This window comes from Pseudonocardia lacus (assembly GCF_018531445.1).
Taxonomy (GTDB): Bacteria; Actinomycetota; Actinomycetes; order Mycobacteriales; family Pseudonocardiaceae; genus Pseudonocardia; species Pseudonocardia lacus.
Window position 1 is genome coordinate 1 of record NZ_JAHDTH010000217.1, and the last position, 14,111, is coordinate 14,111.

Consider the following 14,111-nt stretch of genomic DNA (forward strand, 5'->3'; position numbering starts at 1 on the left):
TGCTGGCCGGCCTGCCCGGCTCGGGGCTCACCGCGCGGATGGCCGCCCGCGCCACCGCCGCCGTGCGGGTCGAGCGCCGGGTGCTCGGGCGCGATCGCTGGCTCGTCGAGCCGCCCGCCGAGTTCGACCCGGGCCTGCGCCGCGACGGCGTGCCCGCGCCCGCGCGCGGTGGCGACGTCCGCGCCGAACTGCTCACCGAGGTCGTCGCGCGTTCCCCGCTGGCCACCTGGACCGGGCTCGCCGGCCGGTCCCCCGCGCAGCTGCTGGCCATGCCGATCACCGAGGCCTGGGCCGCCGCCTTCCGCCGCGGTCTGGTGCGGGCCACCGTCGCCGCGGGCGACGCCGAGTGGGCGCTGGCCCTGGCCGACACCGCCGAGCGCGACCGCCCCGCCAACCCGGCCCGCAACGACGAAGACGACGTAGTCACGATGGCGGCGCACGGCCTGCTGCCCGCCGAGTGGGTCGCCACCCACCTGGTGCCCGTGCTCGCCCGCAACCCCGGGGTCGCCCGCCGCGTGCTGGAGGGCGTGCCGGCCCCGTGGCCGGAGCCGGTGGCCCGGGCCGTCTTCGCCGCCGTCGAGGCGGTGGCCCGGGGCAGCGCGTTCAGCTGGCAGCTGCGCGAGCTGTGCTCGCTCGCCGCCACCGGCATGCCGGTGGGCTGGGCGCGGCAGCTGGCCCGGCTGGCCGAGGCGCTCACCGCCCGCGCCCCGGACAAGCGGGCCGGTGCGCTGGTCACGACGCTGGCCGCCGCCCTGACCTTCCGCCACGAGATGACCGAGGAGCTCCGTTGACGGCAGCACCGCCCACCACCACCGCGTCCACCACGGCACCGGCCGCGGAGGCGCTGCGCCCGCACGCCGAGGACCAGTACGCCGACGAGCTGGCCCACCTGGCCGCCGTGGACGAGCGCCCGCGCCCGCCGGGCTGGCGGCTCTCGCCGCAGGCCGTGGTCACCTACCTCCTCGGCGACGGCGAGCGCATCTCCCCCAAGTACGTCGGGCCCCGCCGGCTGATGGAGGTCGCGGTGGCCACCCTGGCCACCGACCGCGCCCTGCTGCTGCTCGGCGTGCCGGGCACCGCCAAGACCTGGGTCTCCGAGCACCTGGCCGCCGCCGTCTCCGGCGACTCGACGCTGCTGGTGCAGGGCACGGCGGGCACGCCGGAGGAGGCCATCCGCTACGGCTGGAACTACGCCCGGCTGCTGGCCGAGGGGCCCAGCGTCGATGCGCTGGTGCCCAGCCCGATCATGGTGGCGATGCGCACCGGCGCCATCGCCCGCGTCGAGGAGCTCACCCGCGTCCCGTCCGACGTGCAGGACAGCCTCATCACCGTGCTGTCGGAGAAGACGCTGCCGGTGCCCGAGCTGGGCACCGAGGTGCAGGCCACCCGCGGGTTCAACGTCATCGCCACCGCCAACGACCGCGACCGCGGCGTCAACGAGCTGTCCAGCGCGCTGCGCAGGCGGTTCAACACCGTCGTGCTGCCGGTGCCGGCGTCGGCCGAGGAGGAGGTCGAGATCGTCACCCGCCGGGTCGGCGAGCTGGGTCGGGCGCTGGAGCTGCCGGAGGTGCCCACCGCGGTCGAGGAGATCCGCCGGGTCGTGACGGTGTTCCGCGAGCTGCGCGGCGGCCTGACCGCCGACGGCCGCACCACCCTGAAGACGCCCACGGGCAGCCTGTCCACCGCCGAGGCCATCTCGGTGATCACCAACGGGATGGCGCTGGCCGGGCACTTCGGCGACGGCGTGCTGCGCCCGGCCGACGTGGCCGCGGGCCTCGTCGGCGCGGTGGTGAAGGACCCGGTCTCGGATGCCGCGGTCTGGCGCGAGTACCTGGAGACGGTGGTCCGCGAACGCGACGGCTGGCGCGACTTCTACCGCGCGGCCCGCGCCGCCCTGTGACCGCCGCTGTGGTCGCCGCGGAGGTCGTGGAGCGCTGCTACGGCATCCGGCACCACGGTCCGGGCTCGGCACGGGCCGTGCTGGCCGCCCTGGACGAGCAGCGGCCCGACATCGTGCTGGTCGAGGGCCCGCCGGAGGCCGACGAGCTGGTCGGCTGGGCCGCCGACGAGGCGCTGCAGCCGCCGGTCGCGCTGCTGGGCTACGCCACCGACGACCCGCGCCGCGCGGCGTACTGGCCGTTCGCGGTGTTCTCCCCGGAGTGGCAGGCCATCCGCTGGGCGGTACGTCGGGGCGTGCCGGTGCGGTTCATCGACCTGCCCTACGCGCTGCAGCTGGGCCCGTCCCCCGAGGCCCGGTCCGGGCCCGAGCCCGAGCCCGGGTCCGACGCCCCCGCCGACGAGCCGGCGCCGCGGCTGCGCCCGGTCGACCCGATCGGCGAGCTCGCCGCCGCGGCCGGCTACGACGACTCCGAGCGCTGGTGGGAGGACGTCGTCGAGCACCGGGAGCTGCCGGCGTTCGAGGCGATCGCCGAGGCGATGGCCGCGATCCGGGCCACCGCCCCCGAGGACCCGCGCGACCTGCTGCGCGAGGCCCACATGCGCACGGTGCTGCGCCAGGTCCGGCGCACCCACCGCAGCATCGCGATCGTCTGCGGCGCGTGGCACGTGCCCGCGCTCACCGCGAAGGTCCCGGCCTCCCACGACGCGGCCCTGCTCAAGGGCCGCCGCAAGGCCGCGGGGAAGAGCAAGGTCGGCTTCACCTGGGTGCCCTGGACCTACGGCCGGCTGGCGTCCTGGCGCGGCTACGGCGCGGGCGTCTCCTCGCCCGGCTGGTACCACCACCTGTTCAGCACCGGCTCCGACGACACAGGGGCCGTCGTCACCCGCTGGATGGTCGCCGCGGCGGGCGTGCTGCGCGAGGAGGGCGTGCCGGCCTCGTCCGCGCACGTCATCGAGGCGGTGCGGCTGGCGGAGGCGCTGGCCACGCTGCGCGGGCGGCCGCTGGCCGGGCTGAGCGAGCTCACCGAGGCCGGCCTGTCGGTGCTCTGCGAGGGCGACGAGCTGCGGTCGCGGCTGATCGAGCGCAGGCTGGTGGTCGGCGAGCGCCTGGGCGCCGTGCCCGACGACATGCCGGCCACCCCGCTGGCCCGCGACCTGGCCGCCCAACAGCGCAGCCTGCGGCTCAAGCCCGAGGCGCTGGAGCGCGAGCTCGACCTCGACCTGCGCCGCGCGATCGACCTGGGCCGCAGCCGGCTGCTGCACCGGCTGCGGCTGCTCGGCGTGCCGTGGGGCGAGCCCACCGAGGGCAGGCGCAACACCGGCACCTTCCGCGAGGCGTGGCGGCTGTGCTGGCAGCCGGAGTTCGCGGTGGCCGTCGTCGACGCGGGCGCGCACGGCACCACGGTGGTCGACGCGGCCACCGCGAAGGTCGTCGGGTCGGCCCGCGGCGCGACCGTGCTCGCCGAGGTCACCGCCCTGGTCGAGGCCTGCCTGGTGGCCGACCTGGCCGGCGCCTTCGGGCCGGTGCTGCGCGCCCTGGACACCCGCGCCGCGCTGGACACCGACGTCGCCCACCTGCTGGCCGCCGTCCCGGCGCTGGCCCGCACCCTGCGCTACGGCGACGTGCGGGGCACCGACGTCGGGGCACTGCGCACGGTCACCACCGGGCTGCTCGGCCGGGCGTGCGCCGGGCTGCCGGCCGCCGTGCTGGCCCTGTCCGACGAGGCCGCCGCCGAGTTGCGCACCCACATCGACGGCGCGCACGGCGCGATCGGCCTGCTCGACGACGACGACCTGCGCGAGCGCTGGTTCGACACCCTCGCCTCGCTGGTCGAGCGCGACGGCCTGCACGGCCTGCTGGCCGGGCGGCTCACCCGCCTGCTGCACGACGCGCAGCGCCTCGACCGCCCAGAGACCGGCCGCCGGATGGCCCGGGCGCTGTCGGTCGGGGTGGCGCCGGCCGCGGGCGCGGCCTGGGTGGAGGGCTTCCTGGCCGGCGGCGGCCTGCTGCTGGTGCACGACCCGGAGCTGCTCTCGCTGGTCGACGGCTGGTTGGCCGGGCTGGGCGCGGAGGCGTTCACCGAGGCCATGCCGCTGCTGCGGCGCACGTTCGGCACCTTCGCCGAGCCGGAGCGCCGGGCCATCGGCGAGCGCGTCCGCGGGGGCGGCGCCGCGCCCGACGCGGTCGAGGACGGCATCGACCACGACCTGGCCGAGCGCGCCCTGCCGACGATCAGCGCCCTGCTGGGCCGGGAGGTCACGGTATGACTGATGCGACTGACGCGACCGGAACGAGCGGAACGGCCGACGCGGAGCGGATGCGCCGCTGGCGGATGGTGCTCGGCACGGCCGCCGACCCGTCGCTCGGCACGCCCGACGGCGACGACGCGGCCATGGACGCCGCCCTCGGCGCGCTCTACGACGGCGCACCGGGCGGTGCCCCCGGCGACCGCGGGCGCGGGCGCTCCGGCGGCCTGGGTGCCTCGGCGCCGCGGGTGGCCCGCTGGCTCGGCGACATCCGCGAGTACTTCCCCAGCACGGTGGTGCAGGTCATGCAGGCCGACGCGATCGAGCGGCTCGACCTGAAGGCGCTGCTGCTGGAGCCGGAGATGCTCGCCGCCGTCGAGCCCGACGTGCACATGGTCGGCACGCTGCTCTCGCTCAACCGCGTCCTGCCCGAGCGCAGCCGGGAGATGGCGCGCCAGGTCGTGGCGCGGGTCGTCGCCGAACTGGAGGCCCGCATCACGCAGCGGACCAGGGCCGCGGTGACCGGCGCGCTCAACCGGGCCAGCCGGGTCGACCGGCCCCGCCGGCACGCCGACATCGACTGGGACCGCACCATCCGCGCCAACCTCAAGCACTACCAGCGCGAGCACCGCACGGTGGTGCCCGAGCGGCTGGTCGGCTACGGCCGGCGTACCACCGCCGTGCAGCGCGATGTCGTGCTGTGCGTCGACCAGTCCGGCTCGATGGCCGCGTCGGTGGTGCACTCGGGGGTGTTCGGTGCGGTGCTGGCCTCGATGCGCTCGCTGCGCACGTCGCTGGTCGTGTTCGACACCGCCGTCGTCGACCTGACCGAGCAGCTCAGCGACCCCGTCGAGGTGCTGTTCGGCACCCAGCTCGGCGGCGGCACCGACATCAACCGGGCGATCGGCTACGCCCGGACGCTGATCACCCGCCCGCGCGACTCGATCTTCGTGCTGGTCAGCGACCTGTACGAGGGCGGCGTCCGCGACGAGATGCTGCGCCGGGTGGCGGCGATGGTCGGGGCCGGGGTGCAGGTCGTGGTGCTGCTGGCGCTGTCCGACGAGGGCGCGCCGGCCTACGACCACGACAACGCGGCCGCGCTGGCCGCGCTGGGCGTGCCTGCCTTCGCCTGCACCCCCGACGTGTTCCCGGACCTGATGGCGGCCGCCATCGAGCGCCGCGACCTGGTGGCCTTCGCCGAGCGCGCGACCGCGTCGGGATCGTGAGCGGCTCTGTCAGGCGCTCATCGCGGCGCGCGGCGCGCCGCCGGCCGGGATCAGCCCCTGGTGCTGGGCGCGCACGACCGCGGACAGGCGGTCGGTGACCCGCAGCTTGGCGTAGACGTGCTCCAGGTGCTTGTGGACCGTGCGCTCCCCGATGGCCAGCCGCCGCGCGATCGCCGCCGCGGTGAGGCCGTCGGCCAGCAGCGCGAGCACCGACAGCTCCCGCGGCGTCATCCGCGACGCGGCGGCGACCGCGGGCTCGGGCACGCGCCCGGCCAGCGCCCGGACCTGTCGGTCCAGCCCGCCGAGCAGCCGGCCGAGCGGGTGCGCGACCTCGATCTCGCGCTCGGAGAACGGCCGGTCGCGCCCGACGACGAACGCCTGTGTACCGGCGGGGTCGCCGGGCAGCGGGAACGCGAGCTGGTCGGCGCAGCCCCATTCGCCGGCCATCGCGTACCAGGCCGCCAGCAGCCTGCGCCCGACGTGCGCGCTCGGCACGTCGGCCACCTGCGTGATCCGCGGCCGACCGGTGGCCCGGTAGTGCACCAGGATGGGGTGGGAGCGGGTGGCGTGGCGCGTGCCCCACTCCACGACCTCGGCGCGGTGCCCGCCGAGCTGCTCGGTCAGCGGGTAGATCTCCCCGCTCACCGTGCCGTCGACCGCCGCCGTGCTGAAGCCGCAGGCGAGCCCGTCGAACGTGCGGGCCAGCTGCAGCGCCAGCCGGGCCACCGGGAGCTCGCCCAGCGGATCGGCCATCACGTCCGCGACCAGTTCCAACCACTCCGCCTCGACCCGGGCGCGCCCCGCAGCGCCCGCGGTCACCTGCCCACTGCCGTCCCGAGTCACAGCGACAGGAGCCGGTGGAGCGGACTGGGATACCTGGAGCCGTCGCGATAACCCGTTCGGGTGCACACCCCCGACTCCGCCGGTCTCCGCCGCAGCCGGGGCCGGTATCGGCTCCCAGCTTTTCGAGAGCATTCGAAGAATGCGCCGCGCACCGATCCCGGGAATGGCGGAGCGGGCCGACCCGGCGACCGCGGCGACCACCGACGTCGGGGCCCGCTTCCCGACCTGAGCGGTACTTTTCGACGGGCTTCGAAAAGCCGGCCGGACGGTGGCCTTGGAATCCCCGGGTGTTAGCGTCCGACCGGTCCTAGAGCCGAGTCCGGGGGGCGGGAAATGGCGCGCGGAACGGCAACACGGAAACCGGTGCGGCGCGCGCTCGCGCTCGCCGTCGTCGCGCTGTCGGTCCTGGCGGGCTGCACGAACGCCGTGCCGGGCCGCGCGCACCCGATCGGCGCCACCCCGCTCGACGACGCCGGGGCCGCGCCGGCCGCGGGCCCACCGGCGATCCCCGAGGAGCCCGCGGTGTGGGCCGTCGCCGCGCTCGACCCGTGCGCGCTGCTGCGCGGCGCGCCGGTCAGCGGGCCGGGCGAGCCGTACCTGACCAGGCCGCACAACTGCGGGCTCGACTACACCCACTCCGACGGCGACACCGACCGCCTGGTCGTGCGCGTCGGGACGTCGTTCGAGACGACGGACCGGGCCGCCATGCTCCCGATCGAGGTCGGCGGCCGCATCGCCTACTGGGCGCAGGACACCGAGGAGAGCTCCGTGCAGTCCCCGTCCTGCCAGGTGGACATCCCGATCTCGGCGACCCGGTCGATCCAGGTGCTCGCCCGGTCCAGCGGCGGGCCGTTGGAGCAGTCGTGCGCGGCCACCGGGGAGGCGGCCGGCGCCGTCGCCGCCGCGCTCGACGACCCGGCCGCCCTGGCCGGCATCGCCTCGCCGCTGTTCGCCGGCCGCTCGGCCTGCGACCTGCTCGACGGCGCGCTCGACCTGACCGTCCTGCGCACCGGGCTGAACGCCCCGACCGCCGACGAGTGCAGCGCCGCCGACGTCGCGGAGGGCCAGTTCCCCAGCGGCGCCGAGACCGAGGTCGAGATGACCACCGGGACCGAGCCGGACGAGCCGCTGGAGCCCTTCGGCGACGAGGAGATCGTCACCCTCCCGCTCGGACCCGCGTTGAAGGTGCCCTACGGCACCTTCTGCCGGCTGCGGTTCGTCGCCGAGCGCCAGCCGGGCGCCCCGGCCGAGGCCGCCACGCAGACCGTGGAGCTGACCGCCCGCAACTCCCCGGACCCGTGCGCCACCGTCGTCGACGCGGGCACGAAGGTGCAGCAGGTCCTGCAGACCCCGGCGCCCACCCCGCCGCCCGCGCCCGAACGGCTCGGGTTCGCCCCCGGCACCCCGGACGACGTCATGCCGGTCGCGTGCGGCGCCTTCGGCAACACCGACCCGACGACGTGCCGCGCGCCCCGGCCCGCGCAGCCACCGACCGGGGCGGCCGCGCTGATCGACAGCCTGGGCGGTCCGGACAGCGCCGACGCCAGCTGCGAGATCCTGCGCGCGGTCGCCGACGGCGTGCTCGACGACCTGGAGCTGGCCGCGGCGGAACCCGCTTCGTGCATCGGCCTGACCGGCGACGGCTACGTCATCGACCTGGGCCTGCACGCCGACGACCCGGCGAGCGACTACTGCGTGCCCTTCGGCGCGCCGTACGAGGAGGTGCGGATCGCCGGGCGCCCCGGGATCCGCTGCTACCCGGGGCCGTCGACCTACAACCTCACCCTCCCGGCGCTCGGCCCCGACCCGGGCGTGCCCGGCGTCCTGCTCGTCGACGCCTCGCTGCGCCCGCCCCGCGGCGACATCACCCTCGCCCTCGAACCCGGGGACGAGGCCCGCATCTCCGAGCTGACGACCCGCATCGCCACCGCGGTCGTCGAGCGCTACCTCAGCTGAGCGCCTCGCCGTGGGTCGTGGAGCTGCGGTAGTCGGTGTAGGTGTACGGGTTGTCGATGACCGCGGTCTCGGGCACGTCCGGGTTCATGCCCTTGAGCCAGGCGTCCTCGCCCAGCGTCGAGCGCAGGTGCTCCACGGTCGCCTCGACCTTCGCCCGCACGGCGCCCAGGTCGACCCCGACCAGCTCGTGGTCGCGCTTGACGATCCGCCCGTCCACCAGCACCGTGTGCACGTCGCCGCGCTGGGCCTGGAACGCGACGTGCCCGTAGGGGTTGAGCAGCGGGAACGACACCGGTGACGCGTCGTTCTTGATCAGCACGACGTCGGCCTTCTTGCCCACCTCGATGCTGCCCAGGTCGGCGTCGCGGCCGATGGCCTTCGCCCCGCCCCGGGTCGCCCACTCCACGACGTGCGAGGCGCGCAGGCTGCTGTGGGTGACCGTGTCGCCCTTGGCGTGGGCCTCCATGTGCTCGCGGGAGCGGTCGGCGCCCAGCGTCGTGCGCATGGCGGTGAACAGGTCGCCGCTCCACCACACGCTGGTGTCCATCGACAGCGACACCGGGATGCCGTGCGCGCGGATGGCCCACGTGGGCGGGTAGCCCTGCCCGGCGCTCTGCTCGCTCTCCGTGGACACCGAGATCGAGCCGCCGGTGGCGGCGATGCGGTGGTAGGAGTCGGCGGACAGGGTCGCCGCGTGCACGTAGATCGTCTCGGGCGTCATGAACCCGTTGTCGTGCATGAGCTTGATGCCGTCGTCGTTGGTGGCGCCCCAGACGCCGGCGTGCGTGGTGACCGGGACGCCCAGCTCGCGGGCCACCTCGAAGGCGCCCTTCTCCGGGAAGGTCGGGTCGCCGGTGACGTCGAACGCCATCTGGAAGCCGAGCATGTCCGAGTTCGACCCGGTGCCGGTGATCCGCCGGTTGACGAAGTCGCGGAACTGCGGCGAGCCCGACCACTCGGCCGGGGGCTGCTGGATGTTGCCGTAGGCCAGCACGAACCGGCCGGGCACGGCCTGCAGCGCGTCCACGGCGGCGTCGGCGTGGTCGACCGTCTGCAGGCCGTGCGACCAATCGACGCAGGTCGTGACGCCGGCGTCGATGGCCTCCGCGGCGGCCAGCAGGTTGCCGGCGTGCACGTCCTCCGGCCGGAAGTGCTTGCCGGACTCGAGGTAGTACCAGACGAAGTACTGGGTGAGCGTCCAGTCGGCGCCGTAGCCGCGCATCGCGGTCTGCCACATGTGCCGGTGGGTGTCGATCATGCCCGGCATCACGATGCCGCCGGTCGCGTCGATCTCGACCGTGCCTTCCGGCACCTCCAGCGCCGGCCCGACCGCGGAGATCCGGTCGTCGACGACGAGCACGTCGGCGCTCTGCAGCACCGTCGCGGCGTCGTCCTGGGTGAGCACCGTCCCGCCGCGCAGGACGACAGGGGTTCGGGAACCGTGGTCGGTCATCGCGTCCGCTCCTTCGCGACACACGTCGGTCAGCGGACTGGTGTCCGCTCAACGGTCAGCCGGGGTCGCGGGCCACTCTCCACCCCGGGTAGTTGACCTGTCAATGCTCCGGTGGGCGGCGTGGTGGAAGGTTTCGCGCGATCCTGTCCGGTGGCCGGACGGGGCGCTACCCTGCGACACCGGCGGAAGGTGGTGGGTGGATGCCGCGGGCAGGGACCGGACCGGATTTCATCGAGGCGCTGGCGCGCGGACTGGACGTGATCACCGCGTTCTCCGCCAACCGGCCGACCATGTCGCTGACCGAGGTCGCCACCGCGGCGGGGCTGGCCCGCCCGACGGCCCGGCGCATCCTGCTCACCCTGCAGGAGCTGGGCTACGTCCGCACCGACGGCAGCACGTTCGCGCTCACCCCCCGCGTGCTGGAGCTGGGCGTGGCCTACGTCCGGTCGATGGGCCTGTGGGACGTGGCCCGCCCGCACATGGAGAAGCTGTCCGCGCGCACGCACGAGTCGTGCTCGATCGCCCAGCTCGACGGCCCCGACATCGTCTACGTGGCCCGCGTCGCGGTACCCAAGATCGTGGCGCTGGCGGTGCAGATCGGCACCCGCTTCCCCGCCCTGCAGACCTCCCTGGGCAAGGTGCTGCTCGCCGCGCTGACGCCCGAGCAGGTCGACGCGGTGCTGTCCGAGCCGACCCGGTCGGGCCTGGTCCCGCGCTGGCAGCCCGAGCGCACCGAGCGCGACACCGAGCTGCGCGAGGTCCGCGCCCGCGGGTGGGCACTCACCGACGAGCAGCTCACCCTGGGCATCCGGTCGGTGGCCGCGCCGCTGCGCGACGGGAACGGCCGGGTGATCGCCGCGCTGAACGTCAACACGCACGCCGCCGAGACCTCGGTCGAGCACCTGCTCGACCACCACCTGCCGCTGCTGCTGCACGCCGCCGGCGAGATCAGCGCCGACTTCGCCCGCCTGGAGACCGTTCCGCACGTCACCCGGACCACGGCCTCGTGAGCGTTGACGCCACCCCGTCGGGTGCGCAGAATCGGTGGAGCGGACAGTTGTCCGCACAACGGACGAGGAGGCGTGGTCGATGACCGACGAGGCCGCGACGACCCCAGGGCCACCGCCGCAGGGACCGCTGTCGGGCCTGCTGGTGGCCGACTTCTCGCGGGTCCTGGCCGGACCGTACGCCACGATGCTGCTCGCCGACATGGGCGCGCAGGTGATCAAGGTGGAGGGCCCGCCGACGGGCGACGACACCCGCACCTGGACCCCGCCCGTCCGCGACGGCGTGTCCACGTACTACCTGGGGATCAACCGCGGCAAGCGGTCGATCGTGCTCGACCTGCGCGACGAGACCGACCTCGGGCTCGCCAGGGAGCTAGCTTCCCGGGCCGACGTGGTGATCGAGAACCTGAAGCCGGGCGGGATGGCCCGGTTCGGCCTGGACTTCGCCTCGGTCCGGGCGACCAACCCCGGCGTCGTCTACGCCTCCATCAGCGGGTTCGGCTCCGGCGCCGGCGCCAAGGTGCCCGGCTACGACCTCATGGTGCAAGCCATCTCCGGGCTGATGAGCCTGACCGGCGACCCGGACGGCCCCCCGTACCGGGCCGGGATCTCGGTGTTCGACGTGAACGCCGGCAACCACGCGGTGATCGGCATCCTGGCCGCGCTGCGCCACCGCGACGCCACCGGCGAGGGCCAGCAGGTCGAGATCAACCTGCTGTCGTCGGCGCTGTCCGGGCTGGTCAACCACAGCTCGGCGTGGGCGGCCGGCGGCGTGGTGCCCTACCGGATGGGCAACGCCCACCCCAGCGTCTTCCCCTACGAGCCGATGCCCACCGCGGACAACGACATCATCATCGCCGCGGCCAACGACCGGCAGTTCCGCAAGCTGTGCGAGGTGCTGGGCATCCCCGACGTCGCCGACGACCCGCGGTTCGTGCGCAACGCCGACCGCACCGTCAACCGCGACGAGCTGCGCCCCGTCCTGACCGAGCAGCTGGTCAAGCGCGGCGCGGTGGAGTGGTTCGAGCTGCTGGTCGACGCCGGCGTGCCCAGCGGGCCGATCAACACCATCGACGGCGGCTTCGCCATGGCCGAGCGCTTCGAGCTCGACCCGATCGTCGAGGTCGGCGAAGGCGACCGGGCCATGCCGACCACCCGCAACCCCATCCGCTTCTCCGCGACCCCGGTCAGCTACGAGCTGCCCCCGCCCCAGCTGGACGAGCACGGCGCCGAGCTGCGCAAGTGGCTGAGCGGTGACGCATGAGCGAGGAGCCCGAGTACGCGACGGCGCTCGGCGCGTCCAGCCTGGAGAAGATCACGCTGCTCGGCCAGGACCTCGCCGAGGACGTGATGGGCACCGTCGGGTTCGGCGAGCTGTCGTTCTGGCTGGCCACCCAGCGCCGCCCGACGCCCGGCGAGACGCGGGTGTTCGAGGCCGTGCTGGCCGCGCTGGCCGACCACGGCTTCACCCCGACCGCGATCGTCAGCCGGCTCACCTACCTGTCGGCGCCCGACTCCATCCAGGGCGCGCTGGCCGCGGGCCTGCTCGGCGGCGGCTCCCGGTTCCTCGGCGTCACCGAGGACTGCGGCCGGTTCCTGCACGACGTCCTGGGCTCCGTCCGGGCGGACGGGGGCGAGCCGCCCACCGACGACGCCGGCTGGGACGCCCTCGCACTGGAGACCGTCAAGGCGCAGCGCGCCGCGAAGCGGTTCGTCCCGGGGCTGGGCCACCACGTCCACAAGCAGGGCGACCCGCGGACCCCCCGGCTGATGGCGATCGCCCGGGAGGAAGATCTCTTCGGCCCGCACCTGCGGCTGTTCGAGGCCATCGGCCGCGTGCACCACCAGGTGCTCGGTCGTACCCTGCCGCTCAACGGCGCCGGGGTATGCGGCGCGGCGCTGGCCGACCTCGGGCTGCCGCTGGAACTGCTGCGCGGGTTCGCGCTGCTGGCCCGCACCGCCGGGTTGATCGGGCAGCTCGCCGAGGAGCTGCGCCACCCGGTTGCCAACGACATCTTCCTGTCGGTGGACCTCAACAACCGGTCCGTCGACCCCGACCCGTACCAGCCGACCTGAAGGACAGCCACGATGGACACTGGCATGCAGCTCGCCACCGAGGAGAACATCACCGGGCTCGCCGAGGCGCGCTGGGCGACCGCGCACGACCCGCGCACCCGCGAGCTGATGACCGCGCTCGTCCGCCACCTGCACGACTTCGCCCGCGAGGTCCGGCTCACCGAGGCCGAGTGGATGGCCGCGATCCAGTGGCTGAACGCGACCGGGCAGATCAGCGACGAGAAGCGCGAGGAGTTCATCCTGACCTCCGACGTGCTCGGGCTGAGCATGCTGGTCGTGCAGATGAACCACCGCTTCAGCGAGGGCGCCACCCCGGCGACCGTGCTCGGGCCGTTCCACATCGAGGGCTCCCCCGAGCTGGGCTACGGCGAGGACATGTCCGAGGACCTGCCCGGCACCCCGCTCTACGTCACCGGCACGGTGCGCTCCCTGGACGGCACCCCCGTGCCCGGCGCCGTGCTCGACGTCTGGCAGGCCGACACCGACGGCGCCTACGAGGCGCAGATCCCCGACATCGACGAGGCCCGCCTGCGCGCGAAGTACACCACCCGCGAGGACGGCACGTACTGCATGCGCACCATCGCCCCACTGGGCTACTCCATCCCGATGGACGGCCCGGTCGGCGCGCTGATGAAGCAGACCGACATCAGCCACTACCGGCCCGCGCACATCCACTTCCTGATCAACGTGCCGGGCTTCCAGCCGCTGATCACCCACCTGTTCCAGGCCGGCGCGCAGTACCTGGACAGCGACGTCGTGTTCGGCACCAAGCAGGAGTTGGTCGTCGAGTTCGTCGAGCGCGAGCCGGGCCCGACCCCCGACGGCGGCAAGTCCGACGAGCGCTGGCTCGAGGCCCGCTACGACTTCGTGCTGCAGCCGCGGTGAGCATCCGCGCGGCGGAGATCCGCACGCCGGGCGAGCCGCCCGTGGTGGCCGACCGCGCGATGCCGACGCCCGAGGCGCACGAGGTCCTCGTCGCGGTGACGGCCGCCCCGATCACCCCGCTCGACCTGCTGTGCGCGTCCGGGACGTCCTACTTCGGCGTCCCGGCCACGCCGTACGTCCCGGGCGTGCAGGGCGTCGGCGAGCACGACGGCCGGGCGGTGTGGTTCCCGACCGACGCCGGCATGAAGCCCGGCGACGGCAGCATGCGCGCGGTCGCCGCCGTCCGGGAGGCCGACCTGGTGCGCCTGCCCCCCGGCGTCGACCCGGTGGAGATGGCGGCGCTCGGACTGTCCGCCGTCGCCGCGCACATGGCACTGACCTGGCGCGGCGGGCTCACCACCGGCGAGCAGGTGGTCGTGCTGGGCGCGGGCGGCGTCGTCGGGCAGGCCGCCGTGCAGCTGGCCCGTGCCGCGGGCGCCCGCCGCGTCGTGGCCGCAGCCCGGTCGGAAGGCGCCCAGC

At 74.8% G+C, this 14,111-nt stretch carries 11 protein-coding genes and 1 pseudogene; 10 read left to right on the plus strand and 2 right to left on the minus strand.

Annotated features, from left to right (window positions below; all coding sequences use genetic code 11):
- From KIK08_RS32230 to KIK08_RS32245, 4 genes are all read left to right on the plus strand, one after another.
- Positions 1-791, plus strand: a 791-nt coding sequence (locus tag KIK08_RS32230) for a DUF5691 domain-containing protein (protein ID WP_214407094.1), incomplete at its 5' end; no start/stop codon positions are given.
- Positions 788-1,900, plus strand: a complete 1,113-nt coding sequence (locus KIK08_RS32235; RefSeq protein WP_250558263.1) for an ATP-binding protein — start codon at positions 788-790, stop codon at positions 1,898-1,900. The genes KIK08_RS32230 and KIK08_RS32235, both read left to right, overlap by 4 nt.
- Entirely contained in the window at positions 1,897-4,167 is a 2,271-nt protein-coding gene (locus tag KIK08_RS32240; RefSeq protein ID WP_308258028.1) for a DUF5682 family protein, read from the plus strand. Before KIK08_RS32235 ends, KIK08_RS32240 begins: the two co-directional genes overlap by 4 nt.
- Positions 4,164-5,372, plus strand: a complete 1,209-nt coding sequence (locus tag KIK08_RS32245; RefSeq protein WP_214407095.1) for a VWA domain-containing protein — start codon at positions 4,164-4,166, stop codon at positions 5,370-5,372. The genes KIK08_RS32240 and KIK08_RS32245 overlap by 4 nt, the downstream gene beginning before the upstream one ends.
- Positions 5,373-5,381: 9 nt before the next feature.
- On the opposite strand, the gene KIK08_RS42045 is transcribed toward KIK08_RS32245, so the two are convergent.
- Complete coding sequence (locus KIK08_RS42045; RefSeq protein WP_214407096.1) at positions 5,382-6,191, minus strand: helix-turn-helix transcriptional regulator; 810 nt, start codon at positions 6,189-6,191, stop codon at positions 5,382-5,384.
- Between the two features lie 387 nt (positions 6,192-6,578).
- On the opposite strand from KIK08_RS42045, the gene KIK08_RS32255 reads away from it, so the two are divergent.
- Entirely contained in the window at positions 6,579-8,171 is a 1,593-nt protein-coding gene (locus KIK08_RS32255) for a hypothetical protein (protein ID WP_214407097.1), read from the plus strand.
- Here the strand turns inward: KIK08_RS32255 and KIK08_RS32260 are convergent.
- On the minus strand, positions 8,164-9,624 hold the full coding sequence (locus KIK08_RS32260) for an amidohydrolase family protein (RefSeq protein ID WP_214407098.1): 1,461 nt from the start codon (positions 9,622-9,624) through the stop codon (positions 8,164-8,166). The genes KIK08_RS32255 and KIK08_RS32260 overlap by 8 nt on opposite strands.
- Positions 9,625-9,824: 200 nt before the next feature.
- Here KIK08_RS32260 and KIK08_RS32265 point away from each other — a divergent pair, with 200 nt between their 5' ends.
- From KIK08_RS32265 to KIK08_RS32285, 5 genes and pseudogenes are all read left to right on the plus strand, one after another.
- Positions 9,825-10,634, plus strand: coding sequence for an IclR family transcriptional regulator domain-containing protein (locus KIK08_RS32265; protein ID WP_214407099.1), 810 nt, complete (start codon positions 9,825-9,827; stop codon positions 10,632-10,634).
- Between the two features lie 79 nt (positions 10,635-10,713).
- A complete protein-coding gene (locus tag KIK08_RS32270) occupies positions 10,714-11,895 on the plus strand; it encodes a CaiB/BaiF CoA transferase family protein (protein WP_214407100.1) in 1,182 nt (393 codons plus the stop codon).
- Positions 11,892-12,707 (plus strand): citryl-CoA lyase, encoded by an 816-nt coding sequence (locus KIK08_RS32275; RefSeq protein WP_214407101.1) that lies wholly within the window; start codon positions 11,892-11,894, stop codon positions 12,705-12,707. The genes KIK08_RS32270 and KIK08_RS32275 overlap by 4 nt, the downstream gene beginning before the upstream one ends.
- 12 nt (positions 12,708-12,719) lie before the next feature.
- Positions 12,720-13,592 carry a dioxygenase family protein gene (locus KIK08_RS32280; RefSeq protein ID WP_250558264.1) on the plus strand — a complete coding sequence of 291 codons (873 nt, stop codon included), beginning with the start codon at positions 12,720-12,722 and terminating at the stop codon, positions 13,590-13,592.
- A pseudogene (locus KIK08_RS32285) lies at positions 13,589-14,111 on the plus strand (quinone oxidoreductase family protein); the annotation flags it as partial. The gene KIK08_RS32280 and the pseudogene KIK08_RS32285, both read left to right, overlap by 4 nt.

Coding starts and splice junctions, on each gene's coding strand:
- KIK08_RS32260 (WP_214407098.1), bottom strand. CDS start 9,624: ATGACCGACCACGGTTCCCGAACCCCTGTCGTCCTGCGCGGCGGGACG.
- KIK08_RS32245 (WP_214407095.1), top strand. CDS start 4,164: ATGACTGATGCGACTGACGCGACCGGAACGAGCGGAACGGCCGACGCG.
- KIK08_RS32265 (WP_214407099.1), top strand. CDS start 9,825: ATGCCGCGGGCAGGGACCGGACCGGATTTCATCGAGGCGCTGGCGCGC.
- KIK08_RS32275 (WP_214407101.1), top strand. CDS start 11,892: ATGAGCGAGGAGCCCGAGTACGCGACGGCGCTCGGCGCGTCCAGCCTG.
- KIK08_RS32270 (WP_214407100.1), top strand. CDS start 10,714: ATGACCGACGAGGCCGCGACGACCCCAGGGCCACCGCCGCAGGGACCG.
- KIK08_RS32280 (WP_250558264.1), top strand. CDS start 12,720: ATGGACACTGGCATGCAGCTCGCCACCGAGGAGAACATCACCGGGCTC.